This is a genomic window from Planctomycetia bacterium (genome assembly GCA_016795155.1).
Taxonomy (GTDB): domain Bacteria; phylum Planctomycetota; class Planctomycetia; order Gemmatales; family HRBIN36; genus JAEUIE01.
The window spans coordinates 84,150-107,331 of record JAEUIE010000025.1; the positions used below are offsets into that span (position 1 = coordinate 84,150).

The 23,182-nt window shown below is 51.4% G+C and carries 22 protein-coding genes; 12 read left to right on the forward strand and 10 right to left on the reverse strand.

Annotated elements, in window-relative coordinates:
- Window positions 1-134: 134 nt before the first annotated feature.
- A complete protein-coding gene (locus JNJ77_10360; protein MBL8822979.1) occupies window positions 135-1,115 on the forward strand; it encodes an alpha/beta fold hydrolase in 981 nt (326 codons plus the stop codon).
- Here JNJ77_10360 and JNJ77_10365 read toward each other — a convergent pair.
- Entirely contained in the window at window positions 1,081-2,019 is a 939-nt protein-coding gene (locus tag JNJ77_10365; protein MBL8822980.1) for a ferredoxin--NADP reductase, read from the reverse strand. The two genes, JNJ77_10360 and JNJ77_10365, sit on opposite strands and share 35 nt — an antisense overlap.
- A gap of 69 nt (window positions 2,020-2,088) precedes the next feature.
- On the opposite strand from JNJ77_10365, the gene JNJ77_10370 reads away from it, so the two are divergent.
- Window positions 2,089-2,838, forward strand: coding sequence for a class I SAM-dependent methyltransferase (locus JNJ77_10370; protein MBL8822981.1), 750 nt, complete (start codon window positions 2,089-2,091; stop codon window positions 2,836-2,838).
- Complete coding sequence (locus JNJ77_10375; GenBank protein MBL8822982.1) at window positions 2,835-3,539, forward strand: alpha/beta hydrolase; 705 nt, start codon at window positions 2,835-2,837, stop codon at window positions 3,537-3,539. Before JNJ77_10370 ends, JNJ77_10375 begins: the two co-directional genes overlap by 4 nt.
- Here JNJ77_10375 and JNJ77_10380 read toward each other — a convergent pair.
- Window positions 3,500-4,393, reverse strand: a complete 894-nt coding sequence (locus tag JNJ77_10380) for an SDR family oxidoreductase (GenBank protein ID MBL8822983.1) — start codon at window positions 4,391-4,393, stop codon at window positions 3,500-3,502. The two genes, JNJ77_10375 and JNJ77_10380, sit on opposite strands and share 40 nt — an antisense overlap.
- A 229-nt stretch (window positions 4,394-4,622) precedes the next feature.
- Between JNJ77_10380 and JNJ77_10385 the strand changes: the two genes are divergently transcribed.
- Together JNJ77_10385 and JNJ77_10390 are read left to right on the forward strand one after the other, a co-directional pair.
- Window positions 4,623-4,766, forward strand: coding sequence for a hypothetical protein (locus JNJ77_10385; GenBank protein ID MBL8822984.1), 144 nt, complete (start codon window positions 4,623-4,625; stop codon window positions 4,764-4,766).
- A 126-nt stretch (window positions 4,767-4,892) separates the two neighbouring features.
- Window positions 4,893-7,541 (forward strand): serine/threonine protein kinase, encoded by a 2,649-nt coding sequence (locus JNJ77_10390; GenBank protein MBL8822985.1) that lies wholly within the window; start codon window positions 4,893-4,895, stop codon window positions 7,539-7,541.
- A 196-nt stretch (window positions 7,542-7,737) separates the two neighbouring features.
- Here the strand turns inward: JNJ77_10390 and icd are convergent, their stop codons facing one another.
- The 3 genes from icd to JNJ77_10405 all read right to left on the reverse strand — a co-directional run bounded on the left by icd (window position 7,738) and on the right by JNJ77_10405 (window position 11,321).
- Window positions 7,738-9,021, reverse strand: coding sequence for an NADP-dependent isocitrate dehydrogenase (gene icd, locus JNJ77_10395; protein ID MBL8822986.1), 1,284 nt, complete (start codon window positions 9,019-9,021; stop codon window positions 7,738-7,740).
- A gap of 162 nt (window positions 9,022-9,183) precedes the next feature.
- Entirely contained in the window at window positions 9,184-10,773 is a 1,590-nt protein-coding gene (locus JNJ77_10400; protein ID MBL8822987.1) for a hypothetical protein, read from the reverse strand.
- A 2-nt stretch (window positions 10,774-10,775) separates the two neighbouring features.
- Complete coding sequence (locus JNJ77_10405; protein ID MBL8822988.1) at window positions 10,776-11,321, reverse strand: sigma-70 family RNA polymerase sigma factor; 546 nt, start codon at window positions 11,319-11,321, stop codon at window positions 10,776-10,778.
- Between the two features lie 37 nt (window positions 11,322-11,358).
- On the opposite strand from JNJ77_10405, the gene JNJ77_10410 reads away from it, so the two are divergent.
- Entirely contained in the window at window positions 11,359-12,042 is a 684-nt protein-coding gene (locus JNJ77_10410) for a hypothetical protein (protein ID MBL8822989.1), read from the forward strand.
- Window position 12,043: 1 nt separating this feature from the next.
- Here the strand turns inward: JNJ77_10410 and JNJ77_10415 are convergent, their stop codons facing one another.
- Together JNJ77_10415 and JNJ77_10420 are read right to left on the reverse strand one after the other, a co-directional pair.
- The gene (locus JNJ77_10415) at window positions 12,044-13,057 is read right to left on the reverse strand and encodes a ThuA domain-containing protein (GenBank protein MBL8822990.1); all 1,014 of its coding nucleotides are present in this window, start codon (window positions 13,055-13,057) and stop codon (window positions 12,044-12,046) included.
- Window positions 13,058-13,132: 75 nt separating this feature from the next.
- Window positions 13,133-13,483 (reverse strand): hypothetical protein, encoded by a 351-nt coding sequence (locus tag JNJ77_10420; protein MBL8822991.1) that lies wholly within the window; start codon window positions 13,481-13,483, stop codon window positions 13,133-13,135.
- 169 nt (window positions 13,484-13,652) lie between these two features.
- On the opposite strand from JNJ77_10420, the gene JNJ77_10425 reads away from it, so the two are divergent.
- Window positions 13,653-14,753, forward strand: coding sequence for a prolipoprotein diacylglyceryl transferase (locus JNJ77_10425; protein ID MBL8822992.1), 1,101 nt, complete (start codon window positions 13,653-13,655; stop codon window positions 14,751-14,753).
- A gap of 186 nt (window positions 14,754-14,939) precedes the next feature.
- Here the strand turns inward: JNJ77_10425 and JNJ77_10430 are convergent, their stop codons facing one another.
- From JNJ77_10430 to scpB, 3 genes are all read right to left on the reverse strand, one after another.
- Window positions 14,940-16,493, reverse strand: coding sequence for a retropepsin-like domain-containing protein (locus JNJ77_10430; protein ID MBL8822993.1), 1,554 nt, complete (start codon window positions 16,491-16,493; stop codon window positions 14,940-14,942).
- A gap of 88 nt (window positions 16,494-16,581) precedes the next feature.
- Window positions 16,582-16,989 (reverse strand): DUF1761 domain-containing protein, encoded by a 408-nt coding sequence (locus JNJ77_10435; GenBank protein MBL8822994.1) that lies wholly within the window; start codon window positions 16,987-16,989, stop codon window positions 16,582-16,584.
- A 124-nt stretch (window positions 16,990-17,113) separates the two neighbouring features.
- Entirely contained in the window at window positions 17,114-17,749 is a 636-nt protein-coding gene (scpB, locus tag JNJ77_10440; protein MBL8822995.1) for an SMC-Scp complex subunit ScpB, read from the reverse strand.
- Window positions 17,750-17,843: 94 nt separating this feature from the next.
- Between scpB and nuoH the strand changes: the two genes are divergently transcribed.
- From nuoH to JNJ77_10465, 5 genes are all read left to right on the forward strand, one after another.
- A complete protein-coding gene (gene nuoH, locus JNJ77_10445) occupies window positions 17,844-18,941 on the forward strand; it encodes an NADH-quinone oxidoreductase subunit NuoH (protein ID MBL8822996.1) in 1,098 nt (365 codons plus the stop codon).
- On the forward strand, window positions 18,938-19,528 hold the full coding sequence (locus JNJ77_10450; GenBank protein MBL8822997.1) for an NADH-quinone oxidoreductase subunit J: 591 nt from the start codon (window positions 18,938-18,940) through the stop codon (window positions 19,526-19,528). Before nuoH ends, JNJ77_10450 begins: the two co-directional genes overlap by 4 nt.
- Window positions 19,525-19,836 (forward strand): NADH-quinone oxidoreductase subunit NuoK, encoded by a 312-nt coding sequence (gene nuoK, locus JNJ77_10455; protein MBL8822998.1) that lies wholly within the window; start codon window positions 19,525-19,527, stop codon window positions 19,834-19,836. Before JNJ77_10450 ends, nuoK begins: the two co-directional genes overlap by 4 nt.
- Window positions 19,833-22,343: a hypothetical protein gene (locus tag JNJ77_10460; GenBank protein MBL8822999.1), complete on the forward strand. Its 2,511-nt coding sequence runs from the start codon at window positions 19,833-19,835 to the stop codon at window positions 22,341-22,343. Before nuoK ends, JNJ77_10460 begins: the two co-directional genes overlap by 4 nt.
- A 337-nt stretch (window positions 22,344-22,680) precedes the next feature.
- Window positions 22,681-23,182: hypothetical protein (locus JNJ77_10465; GenBank protein MBL8823000.1), on the forward strand; the 502-nt coding region annotated here is incomplete at its 3' end.

Below are 23,182 nucleotides of genomic sequence, written 5' to 3' on the forward strand. Positions count from 1 at the left end.
AGCTTCTCAAACGCTCTGGAATCATCATAACAATAGACCAAATCCCTGCCAAGCTCAGTTCATGTGCCTGGCACATTGGTATTAAGAGTGATCTTAACTATCGTAATGGGAATAACAGGTCAAACTTGACAACCATGACTGACGTTTTCACACCAATTCCTGTATTCCGTTCTGGCCATCACCAGACCATCGTAGGTTACTTGTTGCGCCGCTGGCAGCGAGCACTGCAGGCCACTCTCCATCGACTGGTTCTGCCTGATGGAGATTGTCTTCATATTCATGATTCAATCCCGACGAGTTGGCAACCAGGTCAACCGATAATCATGATTGTGCATGGGCTGGGTGGCTCGCATACTTCCGGAAGTGTGTTGCGATTGGCTTGGGAATTTTTCCGCCATCGGTTCCGCACGGTCCGCATCAACCTGCGAGGCAGTGGTGAAAGTCTGCCTGAAGCAAAGAAGCCATATCATGCCGGCTGTTCTGCTGATATTGTTCATGTGCTGGAAACCGTCAATAAATGGTCTCCCACTTCCCCATTGTTTTTGATTGGGCTGTCACTGGGTGGCAACATCGTTCTGAAGCTGGCGGGTGAAGTAGAACAGCAACAGTTTCCCCAGTTGAAGAAAATCTATGCGGTTTCTCCACCAGTCGACTTGGAGAAATGTTCACAGCTTTTATCCTTGCCGAAGAATGCCGTCTATGAAAAGCGCTTTGTGGCCGAACTGATTGAAATGGCACAGCAACGGGCCAGGTTTCATCAGCAGCAATTGCCTGAATTGTCCCGATCGCTGACACTCAGACAATTTGACGACATTTATACAGCTCCCAGCATCGGATATTCTGGAGTGGAAGAATATTACGAGAAGGCCAGCAGCAGACATGTCTTGTCACGTATCACCATTCCAACACACATCCTTTCGGCAGAAGATGATCCTATGATCGATCCGATACCCATTCGGGAATCACCTCGATCCAGATCGGTAACCATTCAATTGACGCCGTTTGGCGGACATCTGGGCTTTATCAGCAGGCCTGGAAAAGGGGGCTGGTATTGGCTCGAAAAGCAACTGCTGCAGCAGATTACCAGTACTCTTCAAAATGAAGGTTCCCTTTGATTTTCAGTACCCGTGAATCGGCACGGAATCCCCGCTCTTCCAGGATTTGCACCAGGCCAACTGGATCAGGAAATGTTTTAACACCCGTCTGTTTATCCACCTTGGGTGCACCAATCATCTGCGGATTGCCACACAGGTAAACATGCGTATGTTCCGGCTGCAGGGCATGTCCAAGCTGGTGCTCCAATTCGCCTGAGGTTACCAGATCCTGCAGATAGCGTTTGCTGAGTTGGGCAGGTTCCCGTGTAGTCAGCGCCAGGTATTTGTAATTCGGAAACTTCTGCATCAATGCTTCATGTACTTCCCGATATGCCAGATCACGAGCCAGCCTGGTGCAGCAGGCTGAGATGATCCTGCCAGTATGTCCTCGGTGCAGCAGTTCCCACAACATGTAATTATTCGGTGCTTCTCCGGTGCCGGTAGAAAAGAAGAGAATCGTTTCATCAGGCGAAATGCTGTCCAACGTGTAGAATCCGGTGATTTTGTCTCCTGCAAACAGCCGTGCACCTTCTTCCAGTTGAAACAGCCGTGGCGTCAACGCGGGCACTTCTTCTGCCGTTTCAGTACCTCGAACCAGAACGATATAGAATTCGAGTTCAGTCAAAGGATTCTGAATAAGTTGGCCGGAAGTATCAAGCAAAGGATGAGACAGCGAATATTGCCGGCGAATGAGTCGCGATAATGCTTCTTCAGTGAGATTTTCTGGTGCAGATAGTGGATGACGAGGCTCCCAGGCGCCAAGACCCAGAGTGGTGTATTGGCCTGCACGATGTGGCATGATCGGATGGTCTGGCTTAACCCTCAAGATCGCCAGTTCATCATGCACCATGCGTTTGCTGACCAGAGTCGCCTGATAATGCTGAGCTTTTAATGCCTGGATGCTGGAATCTGGAAGAGAATGCATCATCACTCCTTTTCAACTATTATATACCCTGATTCGTGATGTTCCGTTAAGGCTTGCGACTGTTCAAAGATGTCCACTCGTCCTCCAGACTGGCAACTGCCCCGTGGTGTAACGCCAGGCTTGTGGGAATATCTCCATGAACCACAAGTGGCTAATCAATATCTGGAGCATGTGGAATCTTCGCCTTTCGCGTTAGCAGATCAACGCTTCGTGGAACAACAACTCACAACGCCCTGCAAGGTGATTGATCTCGGTTGTGGTCCAGGACGTAGTATTCTCCCTCTTGCCAGACGTGGATTTAAATGCACCGGTGTTGATTTGTCGGAAACCATGCTGGAAAAAGCAAGGCAGAGGCTGACTGAGCATTCGCTTGATGCAACGTGTGTACAGGCTAATCTCGGTGAAGCGCTACCTTTCGCTGATGCATCTTTCGATGCAGCTCTCTGTTTGTTTGGCACTTTGGGCATGTTACACCCTGCTGACGTCCGTAGTTCTTTGCTGAGTGAGGTGCATCGAATACTGATACCACAAGGTGTATTGCTGCTTCATGTTCATAATCGCTGGCCATTGCAAGGCATTAAAACGCTTTACTCACAGAATGCAGTCATGACGTTGCCTTTCCATCGAGGTGTCAGCAATCTGCAGATGAAGTTGTTCACTGTTCCTGAAATCAAGGACACGCTGGCTTACGCCGGGTTCGTGTTTGATACACTGGAATATATCAGTGCCAGCGACCCTCACGGACGTTACACGGGCCAACGCTGGCTGGCTCCCTACCGTGCAGATGGTTTTCTCCTGGCCGCCCGATCCAAGTCATGAACGCAGTAAGCACAAGACCACTTATTCTTTTGCCTGGTCTGGGTGCTGATGCACGGATGTATCGCGAACAGAAGAAGGCATTTCCTCAACTGGTAGTTCCGAACTGGATCGAGCCTTTGTCTGGTGAATCGCTCCAACAGTATGCAAAACGCTTCGCACGTGAAATAAATCCAGGTAAACCATTCTTTCTGGGTGGCTCCTCCCTCGGCGGAATCATTGCACTCGAAATGTCACGCTACATCAACCCCGATGCACTATTCCTGTTCGCATGTGGCCGTTCGCATAAGCAGATGACACCCTGGCTCAGAAAGGTTCGTTCGCTGGCTGCTTTATCGCAGATTCTGCCCTGGAATACTGCCAGCCTGGTTTCAGAACTCGGGCTTACCCTGGCGAACCCTGTTATCCCTTCGACGGTTCGATCCTTGATGAAACATCTGCATCACCGCGAGATACCGTTTGTTAAATGGGGCCTGCATGCTGTTTTGCGATGGGAGTCACAATGGCATTCAACGGACGTGCGAGTTCACCACCTTCATGGCGAAAAAGATCCGTTCTTTCCGGCTTGCGTATCTGGTGCATGTGAAATCGTAGCTGGTGCCGGGCACTTGTTAACCCGAACCCATCATGATGCTGTTACGCGGTTCATTGCTGCAAGGATAGATCAGGAAGTGCCCCATTCCTGTCGCACGACTTCAGAATAGCCAGGCCACGCAGAATCAGGCAACAGACTACGCCAGGCCTGACTATTGAGTGATACATCAGAAGGCCGAGTTTCAGAAGACTTCATGGATGTCTGTGTAACCCCCTGCACGAGTTGTGTGGAGACGCCAAGCAAGTTTGCCAGGGTACAACCCATTTCATATCGCGAAAGCCGCTCCGGTCCTCCCAGGTGTAATAGCCCAGAATAGTCACTGGTTGCAAGTCGGATCAACGCTTCTGCAGCAGCCTGAATGCCCAGTGGTGTTCTCCATTCATCAGTGAATAACTGTATAGGCTGACCTTGCCTGAGTGATTGCACCTGCTGATCGAAAAACAATCTTCTTTCTTTTGTCCCTTTACCCACCAGCAGGCTCAGTCTGCACACGAGATGTCCAGGATGATGCAACACAACTCGTTCCCCATCCAGCTTGGATTTGCCATAGAGTGTCTGTGGACAGGGTGGATCGTGCTCACTGTAATTCCCCTGACTCCCATCGAATACCAGATCCGTAGAGACATAGATCAATCGGGTAACACCTGCCACACATAATCCCACCAATTGTCTGGTAGCTTCTCCATTGATGCGGAAAGCTCTCACCGGATCACGATAACATTCTGCAATGGTGGATAACGCTGCAGCATGAATAACAGCAAGTGGTCTCGCCTGACAGAATGCCGCAGCCACCTGTTCTGGATCTGTCAGTTCCACAGGCATGAACCGTGCATCAAGATTCATGGGTAATAGCGAGCCGTGCCGCGGAGATGTCCAGGCAGTTACCTGGTATCCCGCTTTGCAGGCAGCTTTGACCAGCCGCTGCCCCAAATGACCAGAAGCTCCGGTTATCAACAATCGCATGATTCAACCATCAAGTTTGATGCGTGCAATTTAACAGATCAACTCTCTGAATGCGATGAACTTTGCACTTTTCTCTTTCATCATGCATGGTCACGATACGAACCATTCGATTAATGAAAAATTACTGTACTTGGACATATTCTCTTGCTACGATCACCAGCACTACTGGAAGAGGCTATTCGATGGAATGGTCTCAAGTAATACAACTCATAGGAAAGGTGCTCCGCCCATGCGACTGGTATCAATGACCCTGGCTCTCGTATTGTGTTGTGGCTTGGCAGGTTGTGGTAGCGATAAGAAACCACCATTGGGTGGCACGCAGGCTACATCCACCGCCAACCCCATCGTTTCAGCCGCCAACCCCAAAAAGTAATACATAGATTGGTTCGCAGCAATTCCAAGGAGTTGCTGTGAACAGTTTCCATGTTGGTGACTGTTTTCTTTTGATTTGCTTTCCATGAATGCTGGTGATCAACAAACTGCCTCCGATACCAGGAACATGGATTCTGTTTCGGAGGGAAACGGAACAGCTAAAGAAAAAAAACAGGGAACAGTTGCTGCTGAACAAGAAATGCAGCAACTCGACGGATTTGAGTTGGTCGAAGAAATCGGTCGTGGCGGCATGGGAGTGATTTTCCGTGCCCGCGATCTCGCCTTTGATCGTGATATTGCCATCAAGTTTCTGCAGAATCGTTACACCAGCACTTCAACTCATGCACTGCGATTTCTCGAAGAAGCTCGCATCACCGGGCAGTTGCAACACCCCGGCATACCAGCAGTCCATCAAGTAGGCCGTCTGGCAAACGGGCGTCCCTTTCTGGTCATGAAACTCATCCGTGGTTTCACACTGGACCAGATTATCTGGAACAAGAAATCCAAGACAGATAGAAGTATTGTCAAAGGCGATCACATCATTCCTGAAAACTATCTGGGGATCTTTGAATCCATCTGTCAGGCAGTGGGTTACGCCCATGCCCACCATGTCATCCACCGCGATCTCAAGCCACATAACATCATGGTTGGTGCGTTTGGTGAAGTACAGGTTATGGACTGGGGATTAGCCAAATATATTCAGCCCGATGTCCAGCAACGCAATCTGGAATTTGAAAAACAGGATCCATTCATCACACTGGCTGCAGATGAAAGTGAAGTGCGAACCAGCAACTCAAACCTCACCGCGGCAGGCAGTGTATTGGGTACGCCGGGATACATGGCACCTGAACAGGCTCTGGGGGCCAATGAACAACTCGATACGCGCGCTGATGTTTTTGGTTTGGGTGGCATCCTCGCTACTATGCTGACCGGGCAACCTCCCTTTGTTGGAGAAAATCCTGATGCTACCAGGATGCTGGCGGCACTCGGTATGATCACGCCTTGCTTCGAACGGCTCGATTCCAGCCAGGGTGATCCTGATCTCATCGCACTGGCCAAACGCTGCCTGGCCGTGCAACGCGGTGAACGTCCTTTGGATGGCGGAGAGGTTGCCAAAGAAGTTGCCCGATTGAGAGCCTTGGCCGATGACCGAGTAAAGCAGGCGGAAGTGCAACGGGCCAAAGCGGAAGTCTATGCTCAAGAACAAAGGAAACGCTGGCGAAATACACTGTGGGCAGCATTGATTGTTGTCTCCGTCTTGCTCGCGGGAATCATTGCATCGACTTGGGGTTTTCTCCGTGCTGCTGCCAAGGAAGCGGAAGCAGTCAAGTCAGCAGATCAAGAACATCGCGCCAAGCTCGCAGAGAAAGCTCAGCGGGAAAAAGCGGTTGCAAAGGAAATGGAAACGCAATCTATTCTCGATTTCATGCTGAACAGAGTAATCGCCGCTGCCCGACCGGAGAATTGGGAAGGCGGGAAAGGATATAACGTCAAGCTGCGCGATGCCTTGGACGGTTCACTGCAATTCATCAGCGAGGAATTCAGCAAACAGCCTGTGATTGAAGCAAGGCTGCGATTAACGCTCGGTCAGTCATTCTGGTTCCTGGGCGACTATGCCCTGGCTGAAAAGCAATTGTCGCAAGCCAGAGAACTCAATGAAAAACACCTTGGCTCAACTGACAGGCAGACCATTCAGTCCATGCTGGAACTCGCCAAGGTGCAGTCTTCCCTGGGGCAACAGGAACCTGCCCTCAAGTGGCGAGAGCAGGCTTACCGCACTTGCCTGGAAACACTGGGAGTGGATGAACTCCTCACTCAGCGTGCCATGAGTGCATTGTCAGCCAGTTATGAGAAACTGGGGCGACATAGCGATGTCATGAAACTGCGGGAAGATGTCGTCAGGCTGGCAAAACAGAAACTGGGTGCCACCCATGCATTCACTCTGATATCCATGACCAATCTGGCTCTGACCAATTATCAACTGGGAAAGCGTGACGAAGCCATTGAGATGTTGAAGGAAACAGCGGCTCTGCAGGAAAAGCATCATGGAGCAACGAATGTCTACACCCTGGCAACCTTGAGCAACCTGGCTGTCTACCTTGATCATCTGGGTAAATACACGGAGTCATTACCTATACATCTGAAGGTGCTTGATGCAAGGCGTGTCGCCCTGGGACAGGACCATCCCGATACTTTGAAAACCATGCGAAACCTGGCGTTCAGCTACAATGCCCAGGGCCGTACCAGCGAAGCGTACGACATAGTTCGCAGTGCTCTGCCTCTCCACGAGAAACGTTTGGGCAAGGATCATGCAGAAACACTGGTATGTCTGCAGTCGAACATCACATGTCTATTTGATCTGAATCGCAGCAACGAGGCAGTACCCCTGATCAACGACTGTCTGCAACGCACGAAGGGGCAGCCCGCAAACAAAGATCTGGAAAGTGTCATGTACCTGCTTCGCTTCCGTCATGAACATGGCCAGCGTTCGATGGCTTCATGCATTGCCACACTCGCTGAATGGGAAAAGCTGCTGCCTCTGGATGGCGAGAACACCTTTGAACTTTGCCTGGCCTGGGCGCAACTGGCACAGCTCAAGAAAGAAAATGGCAGCGATGGAATTGCAGAGGCAGACAAAGCCATGGGCTATTTGCAACAGGCCAGCGAAAAGGGGTGGAATGTTGTGAAAGCCATGGAAGATGATAAAAACCTGGCAGGTTTGCGAGGTCGCGATGACTTTCGGGTGTTGATGACGAAGTTGAAGGGGAAGAAGTAAAAATTGACTTTCTTGATTGATCCGTTGAGTTCTTAACTTCTTTTGTAGGCTAGTGATTCAGCCTCAATCGCCTTAGCAATTTTGATCGTGATCCGACAAAGTGGTTGAAAAAAATGCCTCAACCAGAGGTCGAGGCATGTCGTGAAAGTGTCAAGAACGTTTGGGGTCGCAGCTGCTTACTTCGTGCGCGGCCCTATTACATATTCTTGATGATCGCCTGGCCGAACTCGCTGCACTTCACTTCCTTGGGGTTGTGTCCTTCCTGCTTCATCAATCGGGCGAAGTCGTAGGTCACCGTCTTCTGCTCGATGGCAGCGTCCATACCCTTAATGATGAGGTCAGCTGCCTCGTGCCAGCCCAGGTGGCGGAGCATCATCTCCGCAGAGAGAATAACCGAGCCAGGGTTCACCTTGTCAAGGTTGGCGTACTTCGGAGCAGTGCCGTGGGTGGCCTCGAAGATGGCGTGGCCTGTCACATAGTTGATGTTCCCTCCAGGAGCGATGCCGATGCCACCGATCTGGGCAGCGAGCGCATCCGAGAGATAATCGCCATTCAGGTTCAGCGTTGCAATCACATCGAACTCATCAGGGCGAGTCAGCACCTGCTGCAAGGTGATGTCGGCAATGGAGTCCTTGATCAGAATCTTGCCCGCTTTGAGCTGTTCTTTCTGCTCGGCATTGGCGGCATCTTCACCTTTGGCTGCTTTGGTCTTCTCCCACTGCTGCCAGGTGTAGACTTTGTCGCCAAACTCACGCTCTGCCAGAGCATAGCCCCATTTCATGAAGGCGCCTTCGGTGTACTTCATGATGTTGCCTTTATGCACGAACGTCACCGACTTGCGCTTCAAGTCGATGGCATACTTGATTGCTGCACGCACCAGGCGTTCTGTACCTTCCTGCGAAACAGGCTTGATGCCGATGCCTGCAGTATCGGGGAAGCGAATCTTGGCGAAATCCTTGGGGAACTCCTTCTTGAGAAACTCCAGCACCTTCTTGGCCCGATCGGTGCCTGCTTCAAACTCAATGCCTGCATAGATGTCTTCCGTGTTCTCGCGGAAGATCGCCATGTCGACTTTCTCCGGTGTCTTCACAGGTGAGGGTACACCCTTGAAGTAACGCACAGGGCGCAGACAGACGTAGAGGTCCAGCTTCTGGCGCAATGCAACGTTGAGCGAAGTGATCCCGCCGCCAACGGGAGTCGTCAGCGGGCCTTTGATGCCGACCAGATAATCGCGGAAGGCGGTGAGTGTTTCTTCAGGCAGCCAATCGTTCTTCAGCTTGAAGGCCTTCTCGCCTGCCAGCACTTCCATCCATTCGATCTTCTTCTTACCGCCGTAGGCTTTGTTCACTGCAGCATCGATGACTGCCACGGAGGACTTCCAGATATCAACGCCTGTGCCGTCACCTTCAATAAAAGGAATAATGGGGTTATCGGGTACGTTCAATTTGCCATCCGTGAGGGTGATTTTCTGACCAGCCATGAGAGGGTGACTCCGTGTTAAAGCGAGAGTAGGACGTTAGCTGTTTTAGGGGAATGGAGGGCGGTAGCTAGTGCTTCACGACCTTGAGAAATGAGAATAGGGAAGCAGCCCCTAATCAGGGGCTGACAAAATAATCATCATGTTCTTAACTGCGACAGAGCACTACTTCTTCCGCTCTTTGGGTTCAAACAGGCTGTTATCGAGCTTGGCTTTGAAGTCGAGGTAGAAATGCCCAGAGACAAACCCAACACCCTTAACCACCTCAGGATACCAGATTCCCGAAGGACTACGATTGAGCTTCTCGACTTGTCTCCAGAGCAATGGTTGATTCTTATCATCCCATTCGCCAATGTCATAACGCATCACGAGATAAGTACGGGTCGGATCAACCCAGTAACGCTGAAGACGGGCAGAAGACTGAGATACAGTTTTTGAAAGCCTTGAATGGATGAGTGTGGTTCCCTCAAGTCCTTTCTCCTGGTGAGGCTTGACTTCTACGGTGTAAATCTGAGTTCCGATCTGGGGAAGTGGATAGCCGATGATCTCAGGTAGATAGTTGCGGGCATAGCCACGGTCCCAATCTATTGATGCTGAGAAGGTTTGCTTCTTATACTTTTCAATGCCTCTTTCATTAAGCAGATGGTTCTGCGCATCCTGCGTGTAAACAAACTTACCATCACAAACTTCCACCGTCATCCATTCCGCCTTCTTCGCTTCGTCCAGCCACCATGCTGTCGGATCTTCTAACTGAGCGGGCGGCTTAGCCATGTAAAAGTTCTTACACATTTCGATCCGCCACTTACTCTCCTTACGCCAAATCAACACATAGGGAGTATTGCCTCGGACAAAGACACCCCGATATGCATCGAAATTATCACGACTTTGACGAATCACATCAACAATATGCGCCAGGCCTTCATTGGGGTAGCTGTCAACTAATTTGATGGTTTTCGCGAATCCCAGATCGTAGATATCGAGCGGCCCCTGTTCGGGATAGTCGATCTGAAACTGCAACTCATTCGGCTCATCCTTGCTGCGTGGCGTCAGGTTTTTGATGATGAGCTTCTGAGCTAAATGAGTGCCTGGATCCACCTGAAAGATCATGGTTACACGCTGATCTTTGTTGTCCTGCATCTGGCACTGAAGATGATACTCGGTCAACTTCTTGCCATTGCTGGTGATGTCGTGTCGTTCCTGATGAACCACTTCCAGGCGTCGTTGAATCGTGCCCTCCAACTCATTCTTGTTCTGCAGAATGTCGGTGAATAACCTGTTCGTGGCCAGCAACGACTTACGTGATTCATCGTCTTCAGGCAGGCGAAAGATCGTCTTGGCCGAATCATCGTAACGGTAGATGACTTTCAGCTTGGAATCGTGATAGACCGCATCGCCTCTTCGCCAGGCGAGAATGCCTCGTGGCAGGCTGATCCAGTTCACACTGGGGTATCCACCAATTGTAGAGGACATTCTGATCCACTGCTTCTGCTGCATGGCCTGCACAACTTCGGCCCAACTGTCGTTCGGCCAAGCCAACCATGCGATGAACAACGTGATGCTCGCTGCCAGACTTGTTGCCAGCCAGAACCGGCGCTGCCTGCGACGTTTGAGGATCATTGGTTCAGGCCAGTTCTCGATCCGATCCACCATTCTGCGGATGGCAGCTTTGGAAACAGGTTGTTCCTTAATCTGGTCCACTGCTTTCTGCAATGCCCCGGTCAGCCGATCATCGAAGGAGTTCTCAGCAGTGTTCATGATCAAACCTCCTTCCAGATGGGTTCCATGAGCGTAGCAAGCTTGGTGCGAGCCCGAAATAGGGTCATACCCACGGCAGCCGTTTCCATATCAAGCGTCTTCGCGATCTCGTCGTAAGACAAGTCTTCAAAGTAGCGCAGGCAGAAGACAGCTGCTTCATGCTCACTTAACTGCTGTAGCGATTCACGCAGCTGTTCACCGAGTTCTCTGTTTTCCATTGCAACATCGGGGGTCAGCGAATGGGTTGGCTCAGCTACGCTATCGAGCGCTGGGCTGGGCCGCCGTTGCCTAAGTCGATCAATGGCCCGACAGACCGCCATCCGTCGCAGCCAGCCACCCCAATTCCTTACCGTTTTGTTCTTCCACTGCTTTACTGCTTCGGTAAAGACATCCTGGACGACGTCTTCAGCATCCGCAGCATTTCCCAACACCCGGCACGCCGTTGTGTAGACCATCGGTCCCCAGGTGCGCACCAGAACGTACCAGTTGGGTTCCACCCGTGCTCCTGTCTTCCAGTAAATTGCCTGTTCACTTATCTGTCGAATCAAGAGAGGTGTTTATAACATCTTTCATAAGATATCGCCTATGGGATGGTTAACCCTGGATGCCATGACTGCCCTGTTGCTGCGGATTACCCCATCACTCTTTGAATGGGCGTTGATCCTGCTTCCATTAACTATTTACCTACTTTGGCTCGGCTTCGAAGTTGGTCGTAAGAAGCAACCATATGTTCTCACAGGCAAATCGGATACCTGGCTGCTGCTCTTCGCCCTGTCAGGTTTTTTTCTGATTGGACCGTTTACCTGGATCATTTCCCGCACCGCAGAAAAAGGTTTTTCAACGTATGCCATTGCCTATGCAATCTATCTGGCGGTTCTGATTCTCCTCGCCATGCTCTGGTTGCGTTCCCGAAAACAGAGCCTGGTGATCTACAACATTGAAGCAACAGCTTTTGAAAGAGTCTTTCGCCAGGCTCTCGACAGCATATCGGTTCCGTACCTGATGGTGGCAGGCCACATCAGTTTCAACAATCAGCAGCTTCTGATAGATATCGATCCTACTCCATCCCTATTCTGCGTTACTTTGAAATGGAATGGCGATAAGGCACTCTGGACTCCATTAGAGAACTCTCTCCGTACTGCAATGTTGAATGTAACGACCGAGAGAAACCCTGCTGGAGCTTTGATCCCGCTCTATGCCGCAGTCTTCCTCTGTTTTATCAGTATGAGCACCGTACTCTACGTCTGGTATTTGGCGTTTGTCTTCTGATTTACTTTCCGTAATCCGCCGGCTTCTTTCCTTTGACATGCCCATCGAATTTGAATGGGCTTGGTTTAAATTCACCAACAATCGTCACCTCGCTTTTGGCAGGTATCTTGTCCTCCAACCCCACCGCCCAGTAACAGCCGTTGACTAACATTCGTCGTGTACCTTCACTGGCTAAATCCTGAGAGGCGCCCATCGTCGTCGTAAAAACTCTTCCTGTTTTGCCTGAGTCGCTGGTGTAACTGTTAGTCCATGCTACCGGCATCATCGGATTGTTCAGTTTTCCTTTCACTCCAGCAGAAGTGGATTCCAGGGTTTCAGTGACTTCACCCATGACGAGAGGTTGGCACGAAGATCGCAAAGGCAGATTCACCGTATAGACATCGGTCGTGCCGAAGATATCACCATCAGCAATGCCTCGCAGAATGGGATGTTCTTTCTGATTGCTTACCAAAAGGCCTCGAGTTCCCTGCTTGCCATGCTGGCCATGGTGGTTCACCCAGGTTTCACCGAGAATGTGCTTGCCGAACCCACCCTTCCATTCCTGTCCAGTGGTGGAAAACTTCATGTAGCTGCGAGGTTTCTTCGTATCCATGTTAAAGGCATGGGTGGCAGTACGCATTCCCACCACCGGTTTGCCAGACTGAATATAGTCGGCAATGGGTTTCATCTGTTCATCAGGCAGATCGCGATAGCGGGTGAAAATCACCATGAGGTCAGCATCAGCCAATGTCTGGGTGCCTGGGATATTGTCACGAACATTGGGATTGATGGTTCCATCCTTGGGATCGATGGCGAAGAGAACGGTACACCGGAAGCCATGATGTTTCGCCAGTATTTTGGCGAGTTGAGGCAACGCTTCTTCCGAACGGTACTCTTCATCGCCACTGATGAACACGATGTGCTTGCCTGCACCGGGGCCTTGTCCAGCTAGAATCTCCAGCCAGGGTTTGTCTTCCGCGATTAAACTGGAGTAACAGAATGCAGATACCAGGCAGGCAACGAACAGGTTTCTCATGATGATGCTCAGGTAGGTAATATCTTCCGTACGGATGAGTATAACCTGAGCAGTGCCAACTGTCAGCTAGTGAAATTAACGAAGATAATAAGGTTCCTGTTTCATCAGGGTCAGCATGATATCCACTGGCTCTTCCACCGAAGCATCGGGCAGGAACTCAGACATGCCTTCCGAGGCTGCTAACTGAATCGCTGCTTCAGGTCGTCCGCGATAGCACCAGAGTGAAACAACCTGCCTGAGCACTTTAGCCCGGCGATAACATAACTCCCACGCACACTGCATATCCTCTTCGCGCAGATCAGATTCTGGGATACTTTCCGCTTTGTTGACAAGCCATTCCACCAGCACACGTGCTTCCGGATCAGCCAGTCCATAAGTGATGCGTTCATCGTGCATCACCCGCTGGATACATTCGGTTGTCATCATGAACAGGCATCCCCCGCAACTTGTCAGAACTTTTCCCCCGAACGTCTGACGTACGCCCTATAACAGCTTTTTCTTCAGACACAAGCCGAGTTGCTGGAGCCAATTGACATAGTTAAAAACGGTCGGGTTATGTAAGGTAAAAGTGTTACGTTTTTCAGGTGCGAATTGGATGCGACAAGTTCTCTTCACCATACCTTTGCCTTGGGGCAACAGTCATATTCCCGTCTTTGGCTTTGGGCTGATGCTGGTGCTGGCATTTATCTCCGCAGCCTGGCTGGCAGGCCGTCAGGCAAAAAAAGAAGGCTACCGATCATCCATTCCCTGGGATGTAGGGCTTTATATTTTCATCGCTGGCGTCATCGGCGCCAGGCTGCTTTCCATGTTTGTGGACCAGAAACCACCCAAAGACTTCATGGATGGAATCTTCCAGTTCTTCAAAATCTGGGAAGGCGGGCTGGTGCTCTACGGTTCGATCCCAGGCGGCCTGATTGGCTACTGGATTGCCTGGAAAACCATTGCTAAACCCAACAAGGTTCGAACCCTGCAGATTGGTGATTGGCTTGCACCATCCATTGCATTAGGTATTGCCTTTGGTCGCTTGGGATGTTTCCTCAATGGCTGTTGTTATGGCGACATGGCTGATCCGGTAGCATTTCCATCCGCGATGACAGTTCAATTTCCAGCCAACAGCAACCCACACAGCGATGTCGTCTGGATGCGAGGCTGGCAAACCACCTACGGCTTTCAACTGGGAACGACCCAGGCAGATGATTGCATGGTGAAAGCAGTTGATACCGGCTCGTCTGCTCAGCAGGCAGGGCTTCAGGTGAATGACGTCATCGAAGCGATTAACCAGAAAGTCACTCTGACCAGAAAAGAACTGATGGATGCGCTGCTGACGGTGAAACCCTATGAAACCATGCAGGTTACCGTAAAGCGTGAAGGCAAAAGTGTTCCATTGTCCTTTGTTCCGCCGCCAAGTTTGCCACTGATTCCCACGCAACTGATGATGGCACTCGATGGGGTTATTTTGTGTGTCTTATTGTTGACCTATTATTCTATTCGCCGCCGGGAAGGTGCTGTGATGGCGTTACTGATGATGACCTATGCGGTAAACCGCTATCTCATTGAACAGTTGCGTCTTGATAATCCCGAATACATCGGCAACTTCACCATTTCGCAAGCCATAAGCCTGGGATTGTTTGTTGCAGGTTTAATCATGATGGTGCTTGTGCAGTGGAAAGGCAGACCAGCACTGCAGCCTGCCTGATGTAACATCGAACGGGTGCCGGGTGCCACCGTTTCGGTACTCCGTAACGGTGCTAGACTAACCGCATCATGAAGCACTTACGAAGATAACTCGCTAGGCTTAGCACCGTATGCTGGGTGTAGTTTTTAGGTGTTCGCGAGAGTCAAGCACTGGCACGGAGTACCGAGCCAGTGGCACCCATGCACCCTACGGGACTTTCGCATCACGCTTCACGAAGGCGATCCGGCGATTCTGATAATCGAACACGATCTGAAACGGCTTCAGCAGTTCGACACCGATAGACCCGATGGTACCATGATCGCTGGAAGGACCAGTTTCGGAAGTGTGGAAAAGGGCTGCCACATCCTCATGGCGATGGCCGCCAATCTCGAAATACTTCAGCTTACCCGTCTTGGCTGCCAGTTCCCCGCCCCTGTTGATAATGTCTTTGAGTTCACGGCCCTCGAGCAGGTTCATCTTCTTCACGGCCGGGGAATGAAAGGATACCATATTTGTTGGGATATAGGTGAGGTAGAAGACTCCCTTGTGCCCTTCGAATTCGGCTTCCACGCCGAGGACTCTGGAAACGTGGAGCTTCTGCCAGTTCTTCTTGCCTCGTTCCTGCTCATAGGTTTTCGGGTCGTAAAGAGCGACTTGAGAAGTGACATAATCGAGTTCGATGACACTGCAACGGAACGTTCCCTGGCCGATGATCCCGGCAATGGGAACACCACTGGCATCATCGAGTTCCTCCGAAAGCTCCTTGTTAAATACGAGCGGGTCATGAAGTATCATACGGCCCAGGGAAATCGTTTTCGGCCTGCTCCAGTAGGCTTTCACTTTCCCGCCGACGGCTCGTAACTCCGCTTCACCGTAGGTATCCAGTCCCAGCTTCTTGGCAGTTCGCACATGAAGGACATTGCCTGCCGTTCCGCTGCCCAGAAGAAACCAGCCAACATCCTGGCCATTGACGAGGGGGCGAACCAGCAAATCGCCCGAATTGGACTTCTTTACTTCCAGTAGTGCGGTTTTGCTGGCGTCAAACGTCACATTCGTGGGGGGAGAGATCTGGGGCCGGAATGGGTTATCACTCGTTTTGGTGGCGGCTGTCGCCGAGTCCCATTGATGGCTATGCTTCGTATCACCTGCCGCAATTATCGCGATTTCGATGTTCCGTGGCAATTTCATGCCCTCATAACTCAACGTTTCATTCCACGTTATGGTCCAATACTCGCCTTCGACTGTAAACTTGCATTTTTGGGGAAGCAACGACTTCTTGTCGATGCTGATGGTTCCTGTGAGCTGGCTGAGTTCGTGAGAGAATTGCAACAGATACTGATCGGGTAAGGCTAAATCCTTGGCGAAAGTGAAGGTCATTCCGGAAGATTTGTCGATCCAGAGACCGGAGTTGAGAACTCCCCAAAGCAGACTTAGCCGAGGCTTGCTCGGTTCCAGAAGGTCGGACGCCCCATCGTAGTCTTTCTCCCAGACATCTTTGCCGTCATAGCCAAATAACGTGGTTCCGAGTACAGAATCCTTCTGCTGGAGGAAGTGGCCCTGGCGGTTGAAGTGGATTCGTATCTTGCCCCGAATACCGCTTCCGGAAATGTATTTGCCTTCCAGAATCAGGCCAGCTTCAGGGATTTTCTCCAGCGAGAAATTCATTGCCTGCCGCACTCGCTGCATGATCTCATCCGCGCTTGGGGGTTTGTCTTGCTGGATACCGATCAGACCGGTGAGCAGCAGAAGTGCGATAGACATGACTATCTCCTATATCGCTCCACCCTTGCCAGCACACGGCATGGAATAAGAGACGATCTGGACTCCCGGCTACAGGCAGTATGAGATATCATCGCAAAAATGCGATAATCAAACTCATCAGAAAGAAACCAACCATATCGTAACCCAGATCAATGGCGTACAACTTCCACGACCAGCCGGAAAACGCATAGTGCTTGGCAGAGCCTGCTGCAAAGACTGCTCCGCCCAGCAGCAGTGTAGTGACAAAAGCCGCCAGCAATCGGGTTTCCGTCAGTGGTGTCACCCAACTCAGAACAATAGCGATGGCGATGGCATTCAGCACTGCACCCAGAAACGAGATCAGATACGGTGTTGGATCGCGAGTATCGAGTTGCTCCTTGCGTTTGTGCAGTGCTTTCAGCCAGGTCTCACCAAAGTAGCCGTACCAGAATGCACCGAGTGCAAAGTGAACGATGGCTGCACCAATGATCACCAGCCAGGGAAGTGTGAATGGCATAGTGCACCTCATGGCAAACAGGTTCTGGATATTGAAGATACCCAACCAGTGCAGAAATGCCAGTAAAACTCAGTCGTTTAATCTGATCAAAGTTCCCTCTCCCCACTGGGGAGAGGGGAGCAGATCAGTCACTTAACGGGGGAAGTGCTTCCAGACTCTTGAGGCCCATGAGCTCCAGGAACTGCCTGGTTGTGCCATAGAGCACAGGCCTGCCGAGCGATTTATCGCGACCGACAATGCGGATCAGTCCCTTTTCCAACAGTGTTCGCAACGCTTCAATGCACGAAACACCACGTAGCGAATCGAGATCAGCCCTCGTAATCGGTTGCTTGTACGCAATCATCGTCAAAGTTTCTCGCGAAGCTGCTGTCAGGTTCAAGTGAGGTGCAGGCTGCAGTTTAAGCAACCAGGGCACAAACTGTTCCCGCGTGCGGAGTTGCACGCCTCCTGCAAGCTCGACCAGTTGTAGTGCACTATCATCAGCATCATAGAGTGTTTGCAGTCGCTGGATCATGCGTTTGACCGTATCTGTTGAACGAATCTTCAACAACGATGCCAGTCGTCTGGGCGTAAGCGGTTCGTCAGCTGCAAAAAGCAGGCTCTCCAGAATGGCGAGTTGCTGATCGCGCACCAGAGGGCCTTGGCCTGATGGCGATAAGTCTGATGCGAAAAATAGTTTCCAGCTTGGAAGCTTGCGTTCCAGGTCACGACCGGTTTGACCAGGTAGCGATAAAACAGGTTGGTGCAATAATCGCTTCATACCGTAATGGTTTCATCATCAGACAACATGCCGGATTACGGTTGATACTGTAACATGAAGCATAAAGCTAGAGCAAAACACGCTGGATTACTTCATGCCCGAAGGTCTGTCCATTCTTCTGTCTGCTGGTCTTGCCGCCATCATTCTGGTTACCCTGATTGCTGTCTCCGCGTTGTTTTTCATCTGGCTGGAACGCAAAGTATCGGCACGCATTCAGGACAGGCTCGGGCCAACCCGTGTTGGCCGGTTCGGCTGGATGCAGACTCTTGCTGACGGCATCAAATTACTGGCCAAGGAAGATTTCATCCCGGCCCAGGCAGACCGCTGGCTGTTTCGCCTGGCACCCTATTTGGCGTTTCTAGGTGCCTTCCTGCCATTGATGATCTTGCCCTTCGGTGCAGGTCTTTTTGCGATAGAATCCGGTGCCTCCGTGTTTTTGCTGCTTTCTCTCACGAGCCTGGAAGTATTTGGCGTCATTCTCGCTGGCTATGCATCAGGCAACAAGTGGTCACTCTTTGGAGGCATCCGCGAATCTGCCCAGATGGTCAGCTATGAAGTGCCACGAACACTCTGCGTGGTGATAGTGCTGATGACGGCAGGCACGTTGAACCTTTACGAGATTGCCAGGCAGCAGCAGGGATTCATTTGGAACTGGTTGATCTTCCGCGATCCGTTTCTGTTTATTTCCTTCTGGGTCTTTTTCACATGCGGAGTGGCAGGCTGCAAGCGTGCCCCGTTCGACCTGGCTGAAGCGGAATCAGAACTCGTTGCAGGGTTCCACACCGAATACAGCGGCTTGCGCTGGTCGCTCTTTTTCATGGCAGAATATGGCAGCATGTTTGTCATCAGTGGGTTGAGTTGCGTGCTCTTCCTCGGTGGCTGGCAGTCGGGCCTGCTTCCCATCGATCCGGTGCAGTGGCTTGGTTACATTGCAGGCAACATCGTCAATGCCATCATCTTCATGATGAAATGCTGGCTGCTGGTAACAGTCATGATGTGGGTGCGATGGACTTTACCCAGGTTGCGTATTGACCAGGTGATGACAACGTGCCTGAAATACCTCGTTCCTATTTGCTGTATCTGCTTGATCGGCTCAGCTCTCTGGCCTTTGCTGTGGAACACGCTGCTGCCCGGCTGGATGAATTGGCGGGTGCATCCGGGCATCCCGGTCATTACTCCGGGGATGCCATGACCCTTAACGATTTCATCTTCTGGTGCCTGGCATTGTTCACTGGTGGCTCAGCCTTGGCTACGCTGGTGTCATCGCAACTGGTGCGCTCCGCAGTCTGGCTGCTGTTTACTCTCGCTGGTGTTGCGGGTCTCTATTTCCAGTTAGGCTTTGAGTTTCTCGGAGCGACCCAACTGCTCATTTATGTGGGTGGCATTCTTGTTCTTATCGTGTTTGCGATCATGCTCACAGCTCAGGGGCCTCAGGTAAAATGGTTGATACCAAAGTGGCAGTGGCTGCTTACCGCATGCATTGCAGGTGGCTTGTTCGTTCTGCTCATCATCAGTTTGAGTTCAGTTGACTGGTCAAGTTATCAGCCAACATCGGTGAAGTCGCCAACAGATGCCAGCAATACGGACAGACTTTCATTAACATTGCTAGGGTCAACACAGGGTGAGCAACCTCAGCCTTTACCTGCAGTGCCAACGCAAAACAGGCAGATCGTTCATAATCTGCTGGTGTTCGAAATCATTTCCGTGCATTTGCTGGTGGTGCTTATTGGCGCTGCCTACCTTGCTCGATCCAAAAGACTGCGGAGAGATGTTGCATGACTGTTACCCTAATGCATTATCTTGTCCTGGCTGCGATACTCTTTGTGGTGGGCTTAGCCTGCATCATCGCCAAGCGCAATGCCATTGGCACACTCATCGGCGTCGAACTGATTCTCAATGCTGCAGGCCTGAACCTAGCTGCTTTTGCCCGCTATCAGCCTGCATTTCAGTTGGATGGTCAGGTATTCACCATCATGGTCATCGTGCTGGCAGCAGCAGAAGCGGCCATTGCCTTGGCTATTGTTCTCAATTTTTACAACAATGCTGGCACGGTGGATGTTGATCAGGCTCAGGAACTTCAAGGATGATTGATCCGGGCTGGATATATCTGGTAGCTGCCTCGTTGCCCGTGTTGGCCAGTATTCTGCTGCTGTGCCTGCGACGATGGAACCGCTCCTGGACAGCATGGATTGCCGTTGCTGCGCTGCTGGGTTCAACAGTTCTTTCCTGTATTGGTGCATCACTTTTTCAACAGCATATCCAGCAATCCCGCGATCAATTGCAGGCTGTGCAACCCTGGGCATCGTCCATCACCTGGATGAGCCTGTCACATCTGGGTTACGATGGCATCGGCAAGCTGGGCTACAGTTATGATTCGCCGGCAATTGAGTTACGATTGGGGTACTGCATAGATGCGTTGACTTCCATCCTCATTCCTTTCATTGCCTTGGTCGCGCTGGGAGTTCACTTTTTTGCCATGCGATCCATGCGGAAAGAACTGAAGGCTGATCTCTTTGATCCCATTGCTCATCTGCATCGGCCTGGTCGTTACACCAGTTTCTTCATGCATCTCAGCTTCTTCACTGGTGCCATGCTGCATCTAGTGCTAGCTGATAATCTACTGCAGATTTTCCTCTGTTGGGAACTCGTTGGTCTGGCCTCCTATTTCCTGATCGGCTTTTACCGTGAGCAGGAAGCTGCCCGGACTGGTTCACTCAAGGCATTCATCATGAACCGTGTCGGCGATGCAGGGTTCCTGATTGGCATCGTCATTCTGTTCACCTATACCGGAACGCTCAACCTGATCACCGTGAAGGAAGAAGTTCGCGACATTCTCGGTAACGTGGTGATGGAAGATGGCCAGCCACAATGGCGTATTGCACAGCTCAGCCTGAGCGATGCCCTACGAACGCCTATGAAAGATAGCCATGATGATGCCTTTGCAGAAAAGGGTGCTGAGGCTGGCACGATGTGTCGTGTCAACCACGTCACCACCCGAACAGGCAGAAAAAAACTGGAATTGGCAGAGCAGGGCAGTCATATCGTGGTCTGGAATCAGGAAACACTGAATGGCCACTACGATAAACCCGATCGCCGACGCTTTGATGCTTACGATCCGGGGAGAACCGGTGGACATGGCATGGGTCTGCGTACCGTTCCTTACTGGATGCTGACTCTGGCCGGTCTGGGGCTGCTTCTGGGCTGCATCGGAAAGTCGTCGCAGTTTCCTCTGCAGACCTGGCTTCCTGACGCGATGGCAGGGCCAACTCCTGTCAGTGCACTGGTGCACTCTGCAACCATGGTCGCTGCGGGTGTCTATCTGTTAGCGAGAATCTTTCCACTGCTGTTGCCTGAAGTGTTGCTCACCGTTGCCTATGGTGGAGTGTTTACTGCGTTCTATGGTGCTACATGTGCCCTGGTGCAAACCGATCTGAAGCGCATTCTCGCATATTCAACTCTCAGCCAGCTCGGGTTGATGTTTGCATCGCTGGGCGTGGGCGGTTGGATCATGGCACTCCTGCACCTGGCAACCCATGCTTGCTGCAAGGCACTTTTGTTTCTCGGCACCGGGGCAGTGGTCGATAGTTGCAACGGCGTACAGGATATCACTCGGCTGGGTGGTCTGCGCCGCAGAATGCCCGTGCTGGCAGGTCTATCCCTCTTTGCCTGTTTGTCTCTTGTCGGGCTTCCTTTGTTGCCGGGCTGGTACAGCAAGGATGGCATTCTGGTTTCACTGCTCAGCTTTGCATCCCTGAATGTGAACCATCTGCTACTGATCGTAGTGCCTATGGTAACAACGCTGCTGACCGCGGCCTATTTGACGCGTTTCTGGTGGCTGATTTACATGGGCAAGCCCCGCGATGAAGCAGTTACCAACAGTGCTCAGGATGTCAGCGGTTTGCTCCGTTGGCCCTTGATCGTTTTGGCCATACTGTCGCTGGTTCTCGTCTGGCTGCCCACACCCTGGGCCATGGATAACAACTGGCTTGTCAAGCATTGGCAACTCAGTGAACCATCCTCCGTTCGTGAAGAAGGTGTTTTGCCATTAGCCGCGGCTGCCGAGCAGTTGGCGAACGGCTATTTCAAGAGCGAAAGCTGGTTACGACCTCTCTATGAAGCAACTTCACTGTCGCCCCACGTGCTCTCCATGCTTCTTGCATTTGTGACACTGGCAACCGGTGTTGCACTAGCCTGGAACAGATGCCGGAATGTTGATAAACCGTGGCCATTGTCCGCCAGCTCTTTCCAGCGTTTCTTATTTAACGGCTGGTATTGGGATGCATGGATTGACAGACTGATAACCCGGCCTGTCCTTCGCCTCGGGCATCTTTATCAGATCATGGATCGCTGGTTTTGGGATGAAATCATCCATCAACTGGCACGCCTGGCTCGTGGCATCGCATGGATTGAAAAGCAGTTTGATGAACGCATGGTGGATGGCATTGTCAGGCAATCAGCAGTATTAACGCAATCAGGTGGAAAAACACTGAGAGCTGTGCAGACAGGAAGTTTGCGAACGTATGTGATGTTGGCGATGGCAGCAGCCATCCTGTTAAGCCTGGTGATCGTGATTTGGACGTTATGGTTGAAATAATGAGTTACCTGTTCGTATTTCTTTTAGCCAGTTTGACTGAAATGGTTATCTCATGATGATTAGCTTGTTTAGCCAAGCGACCTGGATTCGCAGAAAACATAAGAAAAAGTAGCCAGAAAAAGCGAAAAAAATCGCGCTTTGCCATTGACCAGCCTTGCAAAGCGGCTATCACCCCAACCCTTGAGTGGGGTTTCTGCGTACGTGTCCAACGGAGCTTTCAAGCTCGCCGGGGAAACGCAACGGGACGCCCAGTTTGTCTGGACTACAGCAGCACCTGGGGGAAGGTGATGTTGCCAGATGAAGGGAACCGGAAGGTTGGACACGAAAGGAGGATGCAGTGATTCGGGCTAAATCCTTGGCATGGATCGGCGGAGTGGGCTTGCTGGGATGGACTCCAGCTGCTGTGCTGGCACAGGGGCTGCCCTTACCGCCTGATAACACGGTGCCTGTACAAGTTGCACCTCCTGCGGATGTGGTGCAGACAGGCGGTGAACAATCACTGAAACCACGTGACATCCTGAAAACGGGTGTCGAGAACCATCGCAAGTTCGAATTCGAACTGGCGGAGGTCTATCTGAAGCGTGCCGCCGAGCTGAAAGCGAGCCTTTCTGCTGCGGAGCAGAAAGAACTGGATGCGACAGTGCAAAGCAATGCGAAAGCATTGGCGATGCGCAAGTCGGGCCAGGAGATGATCAAGAAAGCAGGCGAGGCCTACAATGCCGGTCGCTATCAAGACGCGGCTGCCATTCTCAATGGCCTCAAAGGCAATACCTACCTGGCTGCCCAGGATCGTCAGAGTGTGAGCACTCTGAATGACCTGCTCAGCAAGACGGGCAGCG